We start from the raw sequence: 19,766 nt of genomic DNA, 5'->3' as shown, positions 1-19,766 counted from the left end.
TTTTCCTCTTAGCCGCCTTTACTTTACCCAATTGCGGGGTTATGTTTTCAGTATTATCATGCGCTCCCCGCAGACATCAAGTGTTAAGCGCAACTCCAGACTTCAGCTACTCTGGAACAAAGTGACCGTTCCCAAAAGCTCTGCCATTCTTATACCGGGTCCCCCCATGAAAAAACACTTATTACTCTGTTGCTCAATACTGATATGCACGTTCACTATTCTCAGCAATAGCGCATTTGCCGACAATCAGTTACTCAGAACTTATATGGAGCAATCCATTGCCAATCAGGAAACAGGCATAGCCAACATTGACAGCATTAACCGGCTTTACATAGAAAACCACTATCAACCTTTGTGGAGCGAAGCGGGTGTATTCGCGCCCCAGTTACCGACCCTGCTAACAGAAATAGAAGAGTCGGCCAAACACGGGTTTCAGCTTTCACGTTACCACTACACTGAAGTAACGGATACAACCCTGCCCCGGGAAATCAGGGATGTACTGCTGACCGATGCACTGTTCTCTCAGATACAGCACAGGACCTCGGGCATTGTTAACCGCAAAACCATTGATAACGATCAGGCTAACTGGTTTATTGAGCCGCAGAACCAGACACCAGAAACCCTGGTGCGCACCTTGCTTGCGCAGCCCGAAATGATGGGCACGACCTTGCAAAATCTTTGGCCAGAGCATCCCGACTATTGGGCGCTGATTAAAAAGCGTAGCGAATTAGTCGCACAACAACCTAATGAACGTCCACCATTGGTATTTGAGAAGCTGTTAAAACCAGGATCAGACAGCGACGATATCCGGATACTGAAAAACCGGCTATGGGGGGAAGGCGATCACAGCACCCGGTTTGATCAACAACTGGAAGCCGAAATCAGAGCTCTTCAACGGCACGCTGGGCTTGAACCCGATGGCGTGATCGGACCCGCTACTCTAGCGGTCCTGAATGTCTCGCCCCGGGCACAAATTGCCCAGATTGATGCCAATCTCGAGCGTTGGCGATGGCTGCCACGAGACATCCCCGGGGCCCATATCCGTGTCAATATCGCCTCATTTCGTCTCAGGGTATTTGAGCAACAAACACAGATATTAGAAATGGATGTCATTGTTGGCCGCCCTTACCGGCAAACGCCTGTATTCACAGAAAGACTTAAATACCTTGTGCTTAACCCGTACTGGAACGTACCCCCCAGTATTGCCAGAAAGGACAAGCTACCTTTGTTAAGATCTGATGCCATATCCCTGTCATCACTGGGTTACGAAGCCCGAACAAACGAGACACCTGATTTTGTCAGTGTCGACAAACTTGATTGGACGCAGATCAAACCCGGTCAATTTGTCTTAAGACAGAGGCCCGGTAACCACAACGCTCTGGGCAAAATCAAATTCATGTTGCCGAACGTGCATGATGTATACTTGCACGACACACCTGACAAAGTACTTTTTTCGAAAACGGAAAGACTGTTTTCCTCCGGCTGTATCCGATTATCCGATCCGGAATTACTAGCCAGATGGTTGCTTGAGAGAGAACAAAACCCGGCCTCTACCCGCCTGGGCGAACTGTTTTCAGCCAATGAAACAACAACGCTATACCTGACAAAACCTATACCGGTGTATATGGTCTATCTGACCGTATTCATCGGAGACGACGGTGAAGTTGTCTTCCGAAGAGACATTTATGGCAGAGACCAGGCTATTATCGACGCACTAAACAATACAACCCCACTTCAACAACATATGACTTCTCCATGATTAGAAAACTCATGCTCCTTACCGGCTTCTGTTGTATGGCACTCACTGGTTTTGCCTACGATAGTACGCTGTTAAAAGAACCCGTCAGCATCGATGGTCTTGAAATTGCCTACCCGGAATTTGCCCTATTCAAGCTGCCGGGTACAAAAATCACTATACGCGCAAAAAGCCCTGTATCAATTACTGGACCACAGGACACCACAGTCAATGGCGCGTTCGTCGTACCTCGGAAACAGGGCTGGTATCACTATCAACTGACTAACACAGTAACCGGCGAAATATTGAAATTACACGTTTTTTCGCTGGTTCCTGCTTCACAGTTGGACGCCAAAGGCAATCTTGGCCACTTCAGGGTTGGCCACTACCCTAAAACCCGACTCAAGGGCCAGGCCATTTACGACCCGCCGACGGGGTTTATACGGGTAAGCGAAGCCGAGACAGGCATAAAAGTGAGCCCCAACTTTACTGTAGGGCAATTCCTCTCGAAGCAGAGTGACGGTTTTCCGAAATACCTGGTACTCCAACCGGAACTGATGATCAAGCTGGAACGGATACTTCGCGCGCTAAATAATGCCGGACACAAAACTGACAGCCTCCATATCATGAGCGGTTATCGCACACCGTTTTACAATCACGCCATCGGCAACGTCCTTTACAGCCGACATCAATGGGGCGGCGCTGCCGATATATTCGTTGACCAGAAGCCTAAAAACAATTTTATGGATGATATGAACCGTGACGGTAAAATCGATAAGAATGACGCGATCTGGTTGTCAAAATTTATTGACAACATGTCACGCCGTGGCGATTTCAGAAGTGTGGGTGGATTGGGCATTTACGGCAGCACACCTTCACATGGCCCATTTGTGCATATAGACGTACGTGGCTACCGTGCACGCTGGTAGCCAAACAGAGTGCCGAGCTTGATCACAACAGATATAGAGGGGAAACCTATGATTGTCGAACCGGGCGAAAAAATACATGTCATGTACAGGGCAACCTACGAGAACTCTACCAGACGCCATTTTCTGGGCGAAGTAATGGCCGTGGAAGGCGCCATATGCCGTATTGAAGGCTACGTGTTTGTCTATGACAAAAGAGCAACCGAGTTTGTCAAAAAGCCGGAAAAGCGCACCACGGTTATTGATATTTCCGAAAGCGGTTATATTGCCAATATCATCGACAAGAACGTGATCCTTGATAATGTGCGTTACAAATACGCACAAGGAACCGGGCTGATCGCCACCGAAGAAAAATATTTTTCTTTAAATATCAATGAGTTTGGAATAAAAAGCTGAATTTCCAATCAATCCTGACAACAACTGCTGTCCGCACTTTGCCATACTCCAAAATAGCATTTGATTAGCCGGGTATTTATCCAGTCAGGCTATCAGGTACTGAAATGGTTATCATGAATCAGGTACTGCTGTTATTTGCGAGACAATCCAAATGCCAATTTACACAGGGCCTATGCCCAACTGTTTTTTAAGAGGTTTACAATGAACAGCCTTATTGCAATCACAGTGCTGTTGTTTCTGAACGGCTTTTTTGTCGCCGCAGAATTCGCATTGGTAAAAGCCCGTGGCGTGAGAATCGAACATATAGCCATGTCCGGCAACAGTTCTGCGCGGCTAACCCTGCGCATCCAGAAAAATCTTGAAGCCTATCTCGCCGCATGTCAGTTAGGCATAACGATGGCATCACTGGGTCTGGGATGGATCGGAGAGCCGGCTGTAGCAGCTATACTCACACCGCTACTTACTGGTATGCAGGTACCGGAGACGGTTATACACAGCGCATCCTTTTTACTTGGATTTCTGGTTTTTTCCTCACTCCATATCATTGTCGGCGAACAGGTGCCAAAAACATTCGCTATTCGCAAGGCGGAACGTGTAGCCCTCTGGATCGCCTACCCTCTGCACTTATCCTACCTGATTGTCTGGCCATTAAACTGGCTATTAAACAAGGCATCAAGAAGCATTTTATCTCTTTTTAACGTTGACGAAGCCACTCATGGCGATGTGTTCAGCGATCAGGAACTGAAAGGCCTGGTTTCCACATCCCAGGATCACGGCAACATTGAACAAAATAAAGGCGAGATGCTACAAAACCTCTTTGATTTTGATCAGCGGGCTGTTGGCAAGGTGATGATCCCCCGCAATGCTGTCCAGGTCCTTGATCTGGCCGCCTCAGCGGCAACCAACCAGCGCATAGTACTTGAGTCCGGGCATTCCCGTTTCCCCTTGATAGACGGTGGTAGAAACGATGAAATTCTGGGGGTTGTACTCGTCAAGCAGCTTTACCATGCTGCACTGAAGGACGGCGTCGACCCATGGGAAAACCTCTCTCACTACTGCCGGGACCCATTAATCGTGCCCGAAACCCAGAAAGTATCTCAACTATTCGAGCTGATGAGAGAGCAGCATAGCCACTTTGCCTTTGTGGTTGATGAATACGGTAGCATGCGTGGCATCGTGACACTGGAAGATTTGCTGGAAGAAATTGTCGGTGATATCGAAGATGAAACAGATGCCTCTATCCCGGACAATTTGCAAATAACCAATACGGCCAACGGCCTCTGGGAGGCAAGTGGCATGCTGTCACTGGCCGATTTACAACGCACGATAGGCATCAGGATTGACAGTGATATCGAGGCAAACACATTGTCAGGGTTACTCATGGAGCGCTTGCGACGTATGCCTAACATTGGCGACGCCATTATTGAAGACGATTTCAATATCGAGATCACATCCATGTCAAACCGCCGTGTTGGCAGCGTTACTATACGTCAATTACAGGACACAGATAGTACCAAATCCAGCGAAAATACAGTGGCAGCAGAAACCCCTGAATCCTCTATTGTCGATAAACAGGAGGCCGAGTCATTTACGGAAAAGCCTACTGCTCGTGATATTGACTAAACGAAATACCAAAGAATACTGTCATATGTGCAAGCGGCATCGAATCAAAGAGTCACGCAGAACCCAAAACAGCAGGTTATGAATTACAAACTGACAAGCCTGATAATAGCCGGTTGCATATTTCCGCTTTCCGTCCATGCGCTGGATACCTCTTCACTGCCATTTCTGGGCAAAGCTCCCAGCTTTGTCATTGAAGTGACAGACAACCAGGATTTACAAGAAATTCTCAGTGAAGAATTGGCGCAACAACGCAAAAACAATCGCCAGCTGCAGCAATACTCCAAACCGGGAAAAATTGCCTACTATGAAAGTAAGCTGCTCAAAGAGCGGCTGCGTGCCGAAGGCTATTACCAGAGCGAAATCCGATCAAACACCAGTGAAAATAAATTTACATACCGTGTTAACCCCGGACCTGTTTATCTTATTCGCCAACTCCGTGTGGAGCTTCCCGACACACTGCAACTGAACAAACCGCCCTTACCCGAACTGACAGAGGGTTCCCCGCTCAGGGCAAAAGCCGTACTTTCAGCCCAGCAGACGCTCTCGGATGCCATTGCCGCCCAAACCTGCCTGTACAATATTGATGTCAATTACCGGGCCAAAGTATTTCACGAGAACCACTCCGCAGAAGTTGTCTTTATTGTCAGGGATAGTCCTTCTGTTGTATTTGGCGATATCACAATATCCGGTCTTTCTTCAATTGACGAAAACTACTTCCGTTCACTGCTTCCGTTAAAAAAAGGCGACTGCTTTAAACGCAGCCTGATCGACGTCGCACACCTGCAGTTAATGGAAAGCAACCTGTTGGCTCGCGCTGATATTCAGATCGAAAACCCCATTAATGAAACTGTACCGCTTGCCTTCAATGTTACCGAACGATTCCACCGCACGCTGAGTGCAGGCGTCGGCTTTCAGTCCGATGAGGGGCCCGGCATTTCCGTCAGCTGGGAAAATCGCAACCTGATGGGCAAGGCCCAAAAACTGTCACTTGAAGCCTATCTGGCCAGAAACAGGCAGGGTTTCTCCTCAAACCTGAACTTTCCCAACTTTTTTGGTAGCCATCAATCGGGAACGCTTTATGCTGATCTGGAACGAGAAGACACGGATGCTTTTGAGTCAAAACTGGCAACTCTCGGTCTGGAATTATCAAAACCGCTTTCACTCCATTTGCGGCGTTTAGTGGGCGCCGAAATAGAGTTTTCCGACATCACCGAGGATCACGACAGTGATACTTTTGCACTGTTTTCCTTACCCTTCAGCCTGGAGTACGACAAGCGGAATGATGCTCTGGACCCCCGCCATGGCTGGATCGCTGTCGGCAAGGTAAAGCCCTATTGGGATCTGTATGACACCAGCACATCCTTTGTAAAAACCACTTTTGCTACCAGTGCCTACTTCACTTTTGAGCAAGCCCGCTGGCAACCAACCCTGGCAATGCGTGGCGCTTTGGGGATAATCAGTGGCATAGCACGGGACCAGGTTCCGGCCAACCTTCGTTACTATGTTGGTGGTGGCGGCTCTGTCAGAGGTTATCCATTTCAAACGCTGGGGCCATTAACCAATGGCGACCCGGATGGCGGCCTGTCGTTCAGTGAAGTTTCTCTGGAAGCCCGTTTTCGCTGGCATCAGGACTGGGGTGGGGTCATATTTACTGATGGCGGCCTGGCCTACGAAGAATCAGCACCACAACTGGGGCAGAGCCTGTTGTGGGGTGTCGGCTTTGGGCTTCGCTACTACACCAGTTTCGCGCCTATACGTCTTGATGTGGCTCTACCGCTAAACAAGCGCGACGGGATAGATGACAGCTTCCAGTTGTACATCAGTATCGGGCAAGCATTCTAATGGCACGCCCGACGTTATTTCCTTCGATTATCCGGCAGCTGGTAAAAATCATACTGTCTGCACTACTGTTCAGTTTTCTGGTGTTATGCCTCGCTTGTGCTTTTACCCTTGGCACCGAGCCAGGCAGGTTGTGGCTGACTCGTATATTGATAAACAACCTCAATGCTTCCGGAGAATTGCAGGTTAATATCGACCAGCTGTTGATGCCACGACTCGGACACTGGCAAGCGGATAATATTACTATCCGGCGTAACGATCAGATATGGTTGGAAATGCACGAATTTGAACTGAAATGGCAGCCCGGTGCATTGCTGGAAAAAAGCCTGATGATAGAAAACCTGGCCGCAAACACACTGAACGTTCACCACCTTTCGTCACCGCCGGAGGGTACGCCCGGAGAGCGTCAGGGGTCAGCCCTTTTTAATCGTACAAGGGCCAACAACATTAGCTTACAAGACTTCAGGCTCGACAATCTGAATATTGCTCAGTTGAACCTGGTCGGCTTTATGCCAGACGACAACTACCCTGGCTTTCAAAGCTACTCAACCAGAGGCAATGTCAGCTGGCTGAAGAACACCCCACTGACCGTGAACCTGGACGTACAGTCGCTGAACGACAGCCCTGCTCACCTCAGTATCAAAAGCCGTACAGAAAATCTGAAAACGGTGACTGTCGAAGGTTCTTTGCAAGAACAACCCGGCGGGGTGATAGGAAGACTGTTACAACTACCAAAAAATCAGGCCATAACAGCGGGTTTTAAAGTAAAAGTGACCGCAACCGGAACACCCGTTCTGTACGAAGTTGAATCATTCAGCTTCCCTCTGGGCAAACACAAACTCGCCGCAACCGCTCTATTTAGCGTCGAAACAGAGCGGTCCGATACCAACACCCCTGACTTCAATATAAGGGAACTGGATATCACGATTGATGACACAAGGCATCGCGTAACGGGTAGCCGCACCAACGACGCTTTGAATCTTGAGCTGGAAGCCAATCGATTTCCTCTCGATTTGCTAAATCCCTGGATTCCCAGCCTAACGACTGGCGAAATATCAAGCAGGTTACATATTCAGGGCACAACCTCAGAACCGGTTATAAAAGGTGAACTGACAACAGCAACGACTTTTAACGACAAGCCGGTAACAGCGCTCTGGCAAGGGTCAACGAGCAACCGTGAAGTCCTGCTCAACAAGCTGGTCATAGTTCAGGGGGCAACCCGAATTGACGCTACAGGAAACGTGGATCTTGCAGGCGAAACCTCCAATATCGCGGTGCAGATTGCCAATCTGAATCTGGACCAGTTTAATACGGCGCAACTGAAACGATTTAATATCCCGCTGCCACAACAACTTCAGGTCAATATAACCTCGGCAAAAGCGATGCTGCACGGTTCGATTGGCAATCCTCAGGGAACAATCAGCTTTTTATCTTCAGGACAATATCGACAACAGGACTTTACACTCACAGGCAGCCTGAACAAGTCCGGCAACACTATTGCTATCAGCAACAGCACACTTGATGCTCTGGGTGGTGAAACCAGAATCGCAGGTACTGTCAATGCACAGACACTCAAAAGTGATCTCAGTATTGAGGCGATATCCATTCCCCTGTCAGTCCTGACATTATTCGATATCACCTTGCCGAAAAACCTGGATGCCTCAATCACTACCCGGCTGTCACTACAAGGCACTCTCAGACAACCCAACCTGAGGGGCAACATCGTTGTGGATGGCTTCTATCAGAAGATACCCATCTCACTTGAAGCCTCGGGCGATTACCAGCGCGGCCGGAGCAATCTCGAAAAACTGGTTTTACAAGCCTTTAACGAAAAGGTCTTCTCTGCTTCAGGTCAGCACCAGGCACAACATTTTGACTTCCAGTTTCAAATGGAGCAATTACCCTCAGAGCTGCTGTCTTCCCTAGGCTGGCAATTACAGCCAGGCCTATTCAATGCTGACTTCAGAGCCAAAGGAACGTTGCAAGAACCGCGACTCAGCGGCAAACTATTGTACGAAACGAGCTTCACCGGGATAAATTTTGAGGGCACTGATGAACAGAACCGGTTTTCCTGGCAATTAATTGCCGATACCCAGGATTCAACACTCAGCCTCGCCTCGGCATTCAACCGCAACGACAGCACAAGCGGTCAATTATCGGTAGAGTTGCCAATGCAACCCTACGTTCATCAGTTGTCAAGCTCCAGGACACTTGACCGTACAACCCCACTAAGTGCAACAATCAAAGGTTCCCTGGACCTGCACACAATATCGTTTCTGCTTGATCCTGATCTGCACCGTCTGAGCGGCAATGTTATTGCTGATCTGGCTCTGGCAGGCACATTCGAAAATCCGTTGGTTAACGGTACTCTGCATATTACCGATGGTGCTTATGTCAACACTATTACCGGTACTACAGTAGAAGACATCAACTGCGGGATATCCACCGTTCAGGTCAGACTTCATATCGATAGTTGCCAAGCTTCAGATGGTCACACAGGGCAATACCAGTTACAAGGTGAGCTACAGCTGCCAGCCAGTTCCGATTCAGGTCTTATCAATCTGCAATTGCAAGCCAATAACGCAAATATTTTGAGACGGCCTGATATTGAAAGCGAGGCGACTGGGCACATAGCATTAACCGGGAATTTCAAAACCCTGCTGGCAAAAGGTCATCTGGAAGTATCACCCTTTACCGCCCTACTCGACTCCGCACTGAGCAGCAGCACCGATAACATAGAGGTGGAGGAAATCTACGCAGATCAGCCACAACCGACTGCCACTGTATCGGAAAAACTCAACTTGCCAGACGTCAGCCTGGACCTTCTGATCGCCGCTAATCAACAGGCTTACCTACGGGGCCGAGGCCTGGAAGCGGAACTGGAGGGCAAAATTGCCATAAAGGGAAATTTGCAAAACCCTCATTACGATGGCGAATTCAGAACCGTGCGCGGTGTTTTTGAGGTTTTTGGCAAGAAATTCAAGCTGGAACAGGGTAGTGTAAATTTTGCGAACAATGCCATCTCCCTTTATATTCCTGGTATATATAAAAAGAATGGACAGCAAGTCAGAGCCGAACTGACCGGCTCCAATGGCGACTTCAGGCTATCGCTATCGGCAATTCCCGCGATGGCCCAGGATGAAATTCTCGCCTTCGTGATTTTTGGGAAATCGCTGCAAAAAATCACACCATTTGAGGCCATACAGCTGGCAAATGCTGTTCAGAAATTGCGCAATGGCAACAATGGCTCCTTCGACCCTATTGGCACCACTCGGGATATTCTGCGCGTAGACAGCCTCTCTGTGGGCACCGAAAAAACTGAAAGTGGAGAAAGCGGCCTTAACGTAGGCGTAGGTAAATACATTAATGAGAAAGTTTACCTTGAGCTGGAGCGAACCCCTAACCCCTCGCAACCCTGGAAAGGCAATATACAGATTGAGCTGACACCCAACCTGAATATTGAAAGTTCTACCGGTGGAGAAACCGGTATCGAAGGTGTTGAGCTCAAGTGGAAAAGAGATTATTAAAAACTCTCTGATTTGAAACAAAGTCAGCAATCAGTAATAAGACTCTAATATTTATCAGTCAAAATCTTATACGCATTCGACAGTCTTAACCGGCGAGAAACGGAAATGTCCAACAATACACTTTTGAAATCAACGCTCTCAACCCTGTATCCCCGATCACTAAAACACTTGAGTGGCACGTTATCCCGCTTTGTTGAAAAACGCTTATGGTTGAAAGTCCTGATTGCAATGTTTGCAGGGATGCTGGTTGGTATTCTTATCGGCCCCTCTGTGGGCTGGGTTAAACCAGCTACCGGCGCAGTAATCGGCAGCTGGATGGCTTTTCCGGGGCAATTGTTTATTGCAGCCATTCAAATGATGGTTATTCCTCTGGTTTTTGCCTCTATTATTCGCGGACTCGCGGCAAGCGAAAGTATTGAACAATTGCGTCGCTTGGGGTTTGTGGTGGCTGGCTACTTTGTCTTTACTACTGCAATCGCGGCCATTATTGGATTATGGGTCGCTAGCATGATTGACCCGGGACAGTATTTAAACCCGGAATTACTCACCACACAGATCAATTTCTCGACGACCCCCACAGAAACAGCACCAACCTACTCGTTCTCGGGGTTTCCCGAAAAATTGCTGCATATTCTGCCCAGCAATCCACTGGATGCCATGGTCAAGGGTGAAATGCTGCAAGTGGTTTTATTCGCCATCATTGTCGGTGTTGCGCTAATTTCAATGCCAACAGCACAGTCCAAACCCATGCTGGATTTACTGGGCTCCCTGCAACAAGTGTGCATGACCGTTGTGCACTGGGCCATGCGCTTGGCGCCTCTCGCCGTGTTCGGTCTAATGGCGCGGCTCACCAGCCAGACAGGTGCAGAAGCGCTGGTAGGCGTTGCTGTTTATGTCGCAACGGTGCTTCTCGGGCTGGCGTTGTTGTTTATTTTGTACATCGCAACCGTTAGCCTGCTAACAACAGAAACCCCCACCGGGTTTATCAAAGCAATACGTGAGGTCATACTGCTGGCCTTCTCTACTTCCAGTTCCGCAGCCGTCATGCCTCTGTCGATCAAAACAGCTGAAGAAAAGCTGTTGGTCAGGCCCTCTATTTCTCAATTCGTCATTCCGCTGGGCGCCACTATCAACATGAATGGTACTGCACTGTATCAGGCAATCGCCGCCGTATTTCTAGCCCAGGTCTTCAATATTGATATCGGTCTGGGAGGCATGGTCTTGGTGGTTGTCATGGCCGTAGGCGCATCTATAGGCTCTCCCGCCACACCGGGTGTTGGTATCGTTATTCTCTCACTAACCTTAAGTACAATAGGTGTTCCCCCCGCAGGCATTGCTCTGATCATGGGTGTAGACCGTATTCTTGATATGAGCAGAACTGCCATCAACGTCACCGGAGACTTAGTCGCCGCAAAGCTGATGGATAAATGGATCGGCAGCGAAAAGAGCCTGGAAGCAGAGTTAGCAGAGGAGCAACAGCATGACCTTATTCGCACAAAAACTGGTGAGGATGTTATTACCAGCCCATAACAATAAGAAAAATAAATAAAAGCAATCACACTCTAGTGCTGTCATTAAACCATGAGGAACAGTCAACCAAATCTCTCGGGGTTCGTTACTAACAGTGACTCCAACAACCTATGAGGACAATACTATGAAGATCGGGATATTAACCGCCAGCCTTTTGCTGACTCTACCTGCCCTTTCTTTCGCCAATGATCGGGGTGACCGTGTCGAAGAGCGACTCGACAGAAAAGGTGACCGCATCGAACACAGGCTGGATCACAAAGGCGATAGAATCGAAAATCGCTTCGAGCGTCGCGCCGACAACGCTGAAGAGCATGGCCACGAAAAACGTGCACGTATGCTTGAGCGTAAAGGCGAACGCATAGATACCCGGCTGGATCGAAAAGGTGAGCGAATTGATCATCGACTAGATCGCAAGGGAGATCGAATTAATCGCCGCGCCGATTAGAGTGCTTAGGCAAACCGAAGTAATAGACCCGGCTAACTAAAAAGTTTTTTTAACGTCACTTAACGACCAACAACCCGGCACAAGGCCGGGTTATTCGTTTCTGGCGGTGAGGGAGGGATTGACTCGCAGCTCTGCTGCTCGGGGTTTCACCCCGTCGTCGCAAGCGCCGACGCCCAAAACGCTTTCGCGTTTTGTCGAACCCCACGAGGCTTCTCACCCACCCGTCACCGCAACAAAAAACCCGGCACAAGGCCGGGTTATTCGTTTCTGGCGGTGAGGGAGGGATTCGAACCCTCGATAGGGGATTAGCCTATACTCCCTTAGCAGGGGAGCGCCTTCAGCCGCTCGGCCACCTCACCAAATATGTTTTTGAACTCGGATTTAAACAAGTTCAGGAAAGGCGCCCCCAGGTCGCGCGTTGCTCATCGCTCCGCTCTTCGTCCCTTCGGGATCAACCTGCGGTTGCCCAAGTTAAAAACTTGTCAGCCGCTCGGCCACCTCACCAAATATGTTTTTGAACTCGGATTTAAACAAGTTCAGGAAAGGCGCTCCCAGGTCGCGCGTTGCTCATCGCTACGCTCTTCGTCCCTTCGGGATCAACCTGCGGTTGCCCAAGTTAAAAACTTGTCAGCCGCTCGGCCACCTCACCGTTTTTCGATTAAAGCAGTAATACACCGCCCCGAAAATGAGGCGGCATAATACCATATCGATTGGAAAAACAAAGAAGATTTAGACGTTTCCGTTCCCGTCTTTTTCCATCTGGATGCGCTGATAAATTTCTTCTCGGTGGACAGCCACGTCTTTTGGTGCGTTAACACCAATACGAACCTGATTGCCCTTTACACCAAGAACAGTGACAGTAACTTCGTCACCAATAACCAGCGTTTCTCCAACACGTCTTGTGAGAATTAACATGCTACTACTCCTATTTAACTGCCTGAACTGGCAACACTATGCCAACATCCATATCCGTGGCCCGATTATTGTTATGAGACCTCCGGCATAAGACAAACTCATACTACTCTTCGCCTTACGGCCGATACAATACCATTCGTTCCAATTTAAGTCACTAGCGTTTAAGCAAGTAAAAACCTTAATAACGGACTAATTGTCATTCTGCTGTTTGCTGTCCAGCTCAAATGCTGAGTGAAGTGCTCGTACTGCAAGCTCCAGGTAGCGCTCTTCAATCACAACAGTAATTTTGATTTCAGAGGTAGTGATCATCTGAATATTGATATTCTCTTTGGCCAATGTCTGGAACATTTTTGAAGCCACACCTGCGTGAGACCGCATACCTACACCAACCAGGGAAAGCTTGGCAACGCGATCATCGCACTCAATAGAGCGAACGCCTAACTCGGAAGATATTCCATCCAGCACTTTTCTGGCTTTGGTCATTTCATTGCGATGGACGGTAAATGTCATAGAGGTGGTCTGATCCTCTGAAACATCCTGTACTATTACGTCAATCTCAATATTGGCATCACTGACCGGACCCAAGATTTTATAAGCAACCCCGGGCACATCCGGAATACCCCGGACGGTCAATTTGGCTTCATCCCGATTGAAGGCTATTCCTGAAACAATGGGTTTTTCCATTTCGTCGTCATCCTCAAGCGTAATCAGTGTTCCCGGCCCGTCTTCAAAACTGGACAGCACTCGCAAGGGCACTTTATATTTTCCAGCAAATTCAACTGAGCGAATTTGTAGTACCTTTGAACCCTGGCTGGCCATTTCCAGCATTTCTTCAAAGGTGATTTTATCGAGCCTGGAAGCCCCCTGCACAACACGAGGATCAGTGGTATAAACACCGTCCACATCAGTGTAAATCTGGCATTCGTCAGCTTTCAGAGCAGCAGCCAGCGCCACAGCTGTGGTATCGGAACCACCACGACCCAGTGTGGTAATATTGCCTTTTTCATCGACACCCTGAAAACCGGCCACCACCACTACACGACCTTCATTCAAATCGGCCTGCATGTTGTGAGCGTCAATATGTTCTATACGCGCCTTCGAGTGGGCATTATCCGTGATAATTTTTACCTGCCCTCCCGTGTAGGAACGGGCATCACAGCCAATTTTGTGCAAGGCCATGCTGAGCAGCGCTATTGTCACTTGCTCACCCGTGGAAACCAGCACATCCATTTCTCTGGTCGCGGGATCCTCATCTATTTCTTTAGCTAGTGCCAGCAGCCGATTGGTTTCACCACTCATTGCGGAAACCACAACGACGACATCGTCACCCTTCTCACGGTATCCGGCTACTTTTTCAGCCACGGCCTTGATACGGTCAATAGTACCAACAGATGTACCGCCATATTTTTGAACAATTAAGCTCATATCCAGCTTCTTTTTTCAGATCTTGATTACGGTTTCATTTCCAGCAACAAAACCCTGCGTTTACAAGGGGCGCCATTAAACAACAAACCCCAATAAGTGTTAAGAAAAACAACGCAATTGCACAAATTATTTAAGTTTTTTCTCTACCCAGTTGTACACAGACGCCACCGCTGCTGGTAGAGCAGACTGATCCGTTCCTCCACCCTGAGCCATGTCGGGCCGTCCACCACCTTTACCGCCAATCTGTGTAGCAACAAATTGTATCAGTTCACCCGCTTTTATTTGACCAATGCTATCCTGGGTCACACCCGCAACCAGCGAAATTTTTCCTTCACTGACTGCGGCCAGAAGTACAACCCCACTTCCCAGCTTATTCTTCAATTGATCAACCATATCCCGCAAGGATTTCGGATCTGCGCCCTCAAGGTTGGCTGCCAACACCTTGATTCCGGCAATATTTTTAGCGCTGGAAACAAGATCGCTGCCAGCCGAGGACGCCAGTTTTGCATTCAACCGGGCATTTTGTTTTTCGGCTTCTTTGAAATCGGTCATCAATGCTTCAGCTTTTTGTACAACATTGTCGCGACCGGATTTCAATATCTTTGCAACCTGGCTCAGTTGTTGGCTTATGCTGTCAATATGATCAAGGGCCTGCTCACCCGTTACCGCCTCAATACGACGAACACCTGAAGCAATACCTGTTTCACTGGTAATACACATCAGACCTATATCCCCGGTTCTGGCGGCATGGGTTCCGCCACAGAGCTCAACTGAATAATCATTTCCCATGGTTAGCACACGTACACTGTCTCCGTACTTTTCACCAAACAGCGCCATTGCACCTTTGGCAATAGCTGTATCCATATCGCAGATTTCGGTTTCCACTGCGGTGTTGCGGCGAATCTCGGCGTTTACCCGGTGCTCTATTTGCTTCAATTGCATCTCTGACACGGCTTCGCCGTGGCTGAAATCAAACCTCAGTCGCTTGCTATCCACCAGTGAACCTTTCTGCGTAACATGTTCACCCAGAATTTCACGCAATGCCGCATGCAATAAATGCGTCGCAGAGTGATTCAGTGCAGTAGCCTGTCGAACCCGGTCATCTACGACTGCCGATAATGTCTCTCCGACCGCAATTGAACCTGAAACAAGGAGCCCGATATGCAAGTGATGATCGCCCTGTTTTTGGCAATCACGCACCTCAAATTTTGCTGTTTCAGTTCGCAGGTAGCCACTATCTCCAGCCTGACCTCCTGATTCGGCATAAAATGGCGTCTGGTCGAGAACCACAACACCGGATTCCTCTGCCTTCAGCGTATCAACTGATTTGCCATCTTTTAGCAAGGCAACCACTTTGCATTGCCCTGTCACCGCCTGATAACCGGTAAACTCGGTATTGCCTTCAAGTTGCACGCTCTGACTATAATCAACCTTGAAAGTCCCCGCAGCCCGCGCCCGTTGCCGTTGAGCATCCATTGCCGCCTCGTAACCCGCCATATCCAGCGTCAGGCCGCGTTCCCGGGCAATATCGTTGGTCAGATCAACAGGGAAACCGTAGGTGTCGTAAAGGGTAAACACCACATCACCAGATATTTCACCACCATTTTGTGAAGGCTGGCCGTCATCCAGAGCCTGTTCAAGTATGGCCAAGCCCTTATCCAGCGTTTTCTCAAACTGTTTTTCTTCCGCCAGCAGCACTTTCTCCACCTGCTGCTGGCTGGCGGTCAGCTCAGGGTAAGCCTCGCCCATTTCTGCAACCAGTGCGGCAACCAGCTTGTGGAAAAAGGCCTGCTGCTGACCAAGTTTATGACCGTGTCGGATCGCCCGGCGAATAATACGCCGCAGTACGTATCCTCTCCCCTCATTAGACGGCAACACACCATCGACAATTAAAAAGCTGCAAGAACGAATATGGTCTGCAATCACGCGCAGTGATTTGTCTTCCAGATTTGAGCAACCGGTTACTGCGGCGGCGGCTTTCAGCAATGCCTGAAACAGATCAATTTCATAATTGCTATGAACACCCTGCATGACAGCAGCAATTCTCTCAAGCCCCATACCTGTGTCTATAGAGGGCTTGGGAAGCGGTGTCATGGTGCCATCGGCACTTCGCTCATACTGCATAAACACCAGATTCCAGATCTCGATGTAACGATCAAGATCATCATTGTCACTACCGGGTGGGCCGCCCGGCACATCGTCGCCATGATCGTAAAAAATTTCCGAACAAGGGCCACAGGGGCCGGTGTCACCCATCTGCCAGAAATTATCTTCGTCAAGCCGAGAAAACCGCTCGGCATTCACACCCAGCTCTTTGAGCCAGATATCAGCGGCTTCGTCGTCTGAAATATGTACCGTTACCCAGAGCCGCTCTTCCGGCAAACCCAATGTTTCGGTAAGGAACTGCCAGGCAAAGTGTATCGCCTCCCTTTTGAAGTAATCACCAAAACTGAAGTTACCAAGCATTTCAAAAAAGGTATGGTGACGGGCGGTGTAACCGACGTTTTCCAGATCATTGTGCTTGCCACCAGCCCTGACACACCGTTGAGAGGATACCGCCCGCACGTAATTACGTTTTTCTGTGCCCAGAAAAACATCTTTGAATTGCACCATCCCGGCGTTGGTAAACAGCAGCGTGGGGTCATTACCAGGCACCAGACTGCTGCTGCTGACTATACTGTGTTGCTGGCTTTCAAAATATTTCAGGAAAGCATCCCGTATTTCTGCACTTTTCATTGCGCCCTTCATAAAACTCGTAAAACGTTTGTTTCCGATGGCTCAAAATGAGCCTTTAGATCTGACAACCAATTATGCTTGCCGCCTAAAAACCCAACTGATCCTCGGAAAACTGTTTGTTGCCCAGAATATGTAGGTGTAAGTGAAACACCGTCTGACCCGCTCCAGCACCATTATTGATAATCAGGCGGAAAGCATCTCCAACACCTGCTTGTTCTGCCACTTTACCAGCCGTCAGCATCAAATTCCCCAATAACGCCTTATCCTCATTCGAGGCATCCACAAGACGCGGGATCGGCTTTCGTGGAATCAGCAATAAATGCAGTGGGGCCTTGGGAGCAATATCCTTGATAACGAAACAATCATCATCCTGGTAAAAAATATCACCGGGAATATCGCCATTAATAATTTTGGTAAAAATACTTTCTTCAGACATGACAAACCTGTTCGCTGGAAGTGGTTATATGGAAGTGGTGAATAGCTGCTCTTAGCCAAGTTTTTCATCGGCAGAAAGCTGGCGCGCCTCACTCTCCAGCATGACAGGAATACCATCCCTGACCGGGTATGCCAGACCACTGGCCTTGCATACCAGTTCCTGCTTCACTTTGTCGTAAACCAGCGGCGCCTTGCTTACCGGGCATACGAGCAGACTTAATAATTTTTTGTCGATCATGGATAAACCCTGTTGTCAGCCCCAACACTTGTACTCCCACATTGCAGGAGAAGCTCATAAGGCTGCTATTTTAGAAAGATGGTAATTCTACGTGAAAGATCGGGTCAAAACCACGTTGTCAGTAAGGCTACCCCGGAGGATCAATCAAGGCTCTGGCTGAGCAGAGGATGCCGGGAAGCTCTCCAGCACCAGCGCCGGGTCAACCCGCACATCAAACCAGTTTATACGCCAATCAAGATGGGGGCCGGTAGCCCTTCCTGATGAGCCTACTTCGGCAATCAAATCGCCCATTTTTACCAGATCACCCGGCTGAACGTGAATCTTGCTCAGGTGGATAAATGAAGACGTAATGCCATGTCCGTGATCGATGATCAATGTACCCCCGGAATAATACATATCACGATGACTCAGCTTGACAACACCGGCCGCTGGCGCATGAACCGGTGTACCTGTAGGGGCGGCAATATCAAGACCATAGTGCGGCCGCCCGGGAGTGCCATTGTATATTCGCCGACTGCCATAAACACCACTGATGCGACCCTCCAGCGGGCGCCTGAAACCATCGCGAAAATACTGAAAGTGCTCATCGTCAGCACGCGCAGCTCTGACCAGAGCAGCCTCCTCACGGATACGCTGCAAGACATCTTCCGGTGGTGTTACCGTACGCTGCGGCACCCCTTCAACTCGCTCTTCGGGATATTGCCGTTGCGCAATATGAAAATAATGATGCTCTGCCGGTCCATTGGCTACCTGCACCAGCAGCTCCACATCAGCCGGGGCATCGCGCCCAAGAGCAATAACAAAGACTCCCTGATCGGAAACACGCACACGCTTGCCCATAAACTGAATATCTGCATCAGGGGCAGTCCTACCAATCAACATACCGCCCTGCGACCAGCTGCCGGTCAGCTCCAAAGCACGCAGCAGGGGCGTAAATAGCACCATAAACAGCACGAAAGACAGGAGCTTACCAAGGGGAAATAGCGACACGTTTGAGTTACTCCTCGGAAACATTCTGATCTTCATTTGGCTCTATATAGGGTTCGAAAGACTCTATCATGCAGGTATTCCCCTGCCTTAATACTCTGATGGAGTCAAACTTTGCGCACAGTTGCCCCGTGCGGGAGCTATAAATAAATCCGTCATGTTTCAGGTTTCGGCAGTCATTTTTAAAGCGCATCAACAATTTCTTGCCGCCGGTCAGTTCGAGAATCGCCGTTTTGCTATCCAGCACATCAACGTTGCGAATCCGCTGTGTCGACACGCAGCCATTGCGCAAAGACCAGCCCGCCGTATCCGAATCACTCTCCGGCACCGCACTCAATGACGACCCTTGCGCAAACACCGCAGAAGTTGCCACAGACATGGCGAAGAAAAGGGTTTTAATGCTTATCTGCTTACTGATACTGAGAATCCTGCTTTTTGTCGGCAACCTACACCCCGGAACATAGAGATTTACAGCCAATACTGTCCGTTAGAGTATCCAGCATGACCGCCGTTCCGTGAATTTTCACGGATATTATAAAATTCATCAATCCAGTACCGCCTGTATTTGTTCAGCGGTGAATCCCCGGTATTGTAAAAAACGACTACGTTTAGCTTTTTCTGCATAGCTGTCACAAACGGTTTCTCGATATTTTTTGTTCAACACTGCCAAGGCAAGCTCGTACCAATCAGTATCACAACAGCTCAGAGACTCATAGATCAGCACTGAAGACACGCCCCTTTGCTGAAGCTCACGGGCAATTCTTTGGGGTCCTTGCCCCTTGCTGATTCTGGCACGGATAAAGGATTCGGAGAAGCGGGAATCTGATTGCAACCCCTCCTCTGCAAGCTGATCCAGGACGGGATACAGAAGGTTTTCTTCCTCAGGAAACCGGGAGAGCAGCTTCCGGTACAACTCCTGCCGACTGTGCTCACGCCGGGCGAGCAAGTCCATTGCCTTTAGCCGGATAACTTTTTCGGGATTCGGTTCTGTAAATGCCAGTTCGGGCAT

The 19,766-nt window shown here is 49.0% G+C and carries 16 protein-coding genes and 1 tRNA gene; 8 read left to right on the top strand and 9 right to left on the bottom strand.

What is annotated here, in order from left to right; translation table 11 throughout:
- Nucleotides 1–166 precede the first annotated feature (166 nt).
- The 8 genes from H7A02_04245 to H7A02_04210 all read left to right on the top strand — a co-directional run bounded on the left by H7A02_04245 (nucleotide 167) and on the right by H7A02_04210 (nucleotide 12,021).
- Nucleotides 167–1,759, top strand: coding sequence for a L,D-transpeptidase family protein (locus tag H7A02_04245; GenBank protein MCP5171465.1), 1,593 nt, complete (start codon nucleotides 167–169; stop codon nucleotides 1,757–1,759).
- A 35-nt stretch (nucleotides 1,760–1,794) separates the two neighbouring features.
- On the top strand, nucleotides 1,795–2,664 hold the full coding sequence (locus tag H7A02_04240) for a hypothetical protein (GenBank protein ID MCP5171464.1): 870 nt from the start codon (nucleotides 1,795–1,797) through the stop codon (nucleotides 2,662–2,664).
- 48 nt (nucleotides 2,665–2,712) lie between these two features.
- Nucleotides 2,713–3,057 (top strand): hypothetical protein, encoded by a 345-nt coding sequence (locus H7A02_04235; GenBank protein ID MCP5171463.1) that lies wholly within the window; start codon nucleotides 2,713–2,715, stop codon nucleotides 3,055–3,057.
- A 201-nt stretch (nucleotides 3,058–3,258) separates the two neighbouring features.
- Nucleotides 3,259–4,680, top strand: a complete 1,422-nt coding sequence (locus H7A02_04230) for an HlyC/CorC family transporter (protein ID MCP5171462.1) — start codon at nucleotides 3,259–3,261, stop codon at nucleotides 4,678–4,680.
- Between the two features lie 78 nt (nucleotides 4,681–4,758).
- Complete coding sequence (locus H7A02_04225) at nucleotides 4,759–6,522, top strand: BamA/TamA family outer membrane protein (GenBank protein MCP5171461.1); 1,764 nt, start codon at nucleotides 4,759–4,761, stop codon at nucleotides 6,520–6,522.
- Nucleotides 6,522–10,046: a translocation/assembly module TamB domain-containing protein gene (locus H7A02_04220; protein MCP5171460.1), complete on the top strand. Its 3,525-nt coding sequence runs from the start codon at nucleotides 6,522–6,524 to the stop codon at nucleotides 10,044–10,046. The genes H7A02_04225 and H7A02_04220 overlap by 1 nt, the downstream gene beginning before the upstream one ends.
- A gap of 105 nt (nucleotides 10,047–10,151) precedes the next feature.
- Nucleotides 10,152–11,576, top strand: a complete 1,425-nt coding sequence (locus tag H7A02_04215; GenBank protein ID MCP5171459.1) for a dicarboxylate/amino acid:cation symporter — start codon at nucleotides 10,152–10,154, stop codon at nucleotides 11,574–11,576.
- 124 nt (nucleotides 11,577–11,700) lie between these two features.
- A complete protein-coding gene (locus H7A02_04210; GenBank protein MCP5171458.1) occupies nucleotides 11,701–12,021 on the top strand; it encodes a hypothetical protein in 321 nt (106 codons plus the stop codon).
- Between the two features lie 268 nt (nucleotides 12,022–12,289).
- Here H7A02_04210 and H7A02_04205 read toward each other — a convergent pair.
- The 9 genes from H7A02_04205 to H7A02_04165 form a co-directional block, all read right to left on the bottom strand.
- Nucleotides 12,290–12,380, bottom strand: a tRNA-Ser gene (locus H7A02_04205).
- Between the two features lie 370 nt (nucleotides 12,381–12,750).
- Entirely contained in the window at nucleotides 12,751–12,936 is a 186-nt protein-coding gene (gene csrA, locus H7A02_04200; protein MCP5171457.1) for a carbon storage regulator CsrA, read from the bottom strand.
- A 189-nt stretch (nucleotides 12,937–13,125) separates the two neighbouring features.
- Complete coding sequence (locus H7A02_04195; protein ID MCP5171456.1) at nucleotides 13,126–14,361, bottom strand: aspartate kinase; 1,236 nt, start codon at nucleotides 14,359–14,361, stop codon at nucleotides 13,126–13,128.
- 126 nt (nucleotides 14,362–14,487) lie between these two features.
- Nucleotides 14,488–17,097, bottom strand: coding sequence for an alanine--tRNA ligase (gene alaS / locus H7A02_04190; GenBank protein ID MCP5171455.1), 2,610 nt, complete (start codon nucleotides 17,095–17,097; stop codon nucleotides 14,488–14,490).
- Nucleotides 17,098–17,182: 85 nt separating this feature from the next.
- Complete coding sequence (locus tag H7A02_04185) at nucleotides 17,183–17,533, bottom strand: histidine triad nucleotide-binding protein (protein MCP5171454.1); 351 nt, start codon at nucleotides 17,531–17,533, stop codon at nucleotides 17,183–17,185.
- Nucleotides 17,534–17,584: 51 nt separating this feature from the next.
- Nucleotides 17,585–17,770: a Trm112 family protein gene (locus tag H7A02_04180; protein MCP5171453.1), complete on the bottom strand. Its 186-nt coding sequence runs from the start codon at nucleotides 17,768–17,770 to the stop codon at nucleotides 17,585–17,587.
- A gap of 144 nt (nucleotides 17,771–17,914) precedes the next feature.
- Complete coding sequence (locus H7A02_04175) at nucleotides 17,915–18,796, bottom strand: M23 family metallopeptidase (protein ID MCP5171452.1); 882 nt, start codon at nucleotides 18,794–18,796, stop codon at nucleotides 17,915–17,917.
- Complete coding sequence (locus tag H7A02_04170; GenBank protein ID MCP5171451.1) at nucleotides 18,768–19,202, bottom strand: hypothetical protein; 435 nt, start codon at nucleotides 19,200–19,202, stop codon at nucleotides 18,768–18,770. Before H7A02_04170 ends, H7A02_04175 begins: the two co-directional genes overlap by 29 nt.
- 99 nt (nucleotides 19,203–19,301) lie before the next feature.
- The gene (locus H7A02_04165; protein MCP5171450.1) at nucleotides 19,302–19,766 is read right to left on the bottom strand and encodes a regulatory protein RecX; all 465 of its coding nucleotides are present in this window, start codon (nucleotides 19,764–19,766) and stop codon (nucleotides 19,302–19,304) included.

It is taken from the genome of Pseudomonadales bacterium (assembly GCA_024234435.1).
Taxonomy (GTDB): Bacteria; Pseudomonadota; Gammaproteobacteria; order Pseudomonadales; family Porticoccaceae; genus JACKOF01.
The sequence above is the reverse complement of the archived record's forward strand: the minus strand, read 5'-3'. Positions and strand labels throughout refer to the sequence as shown.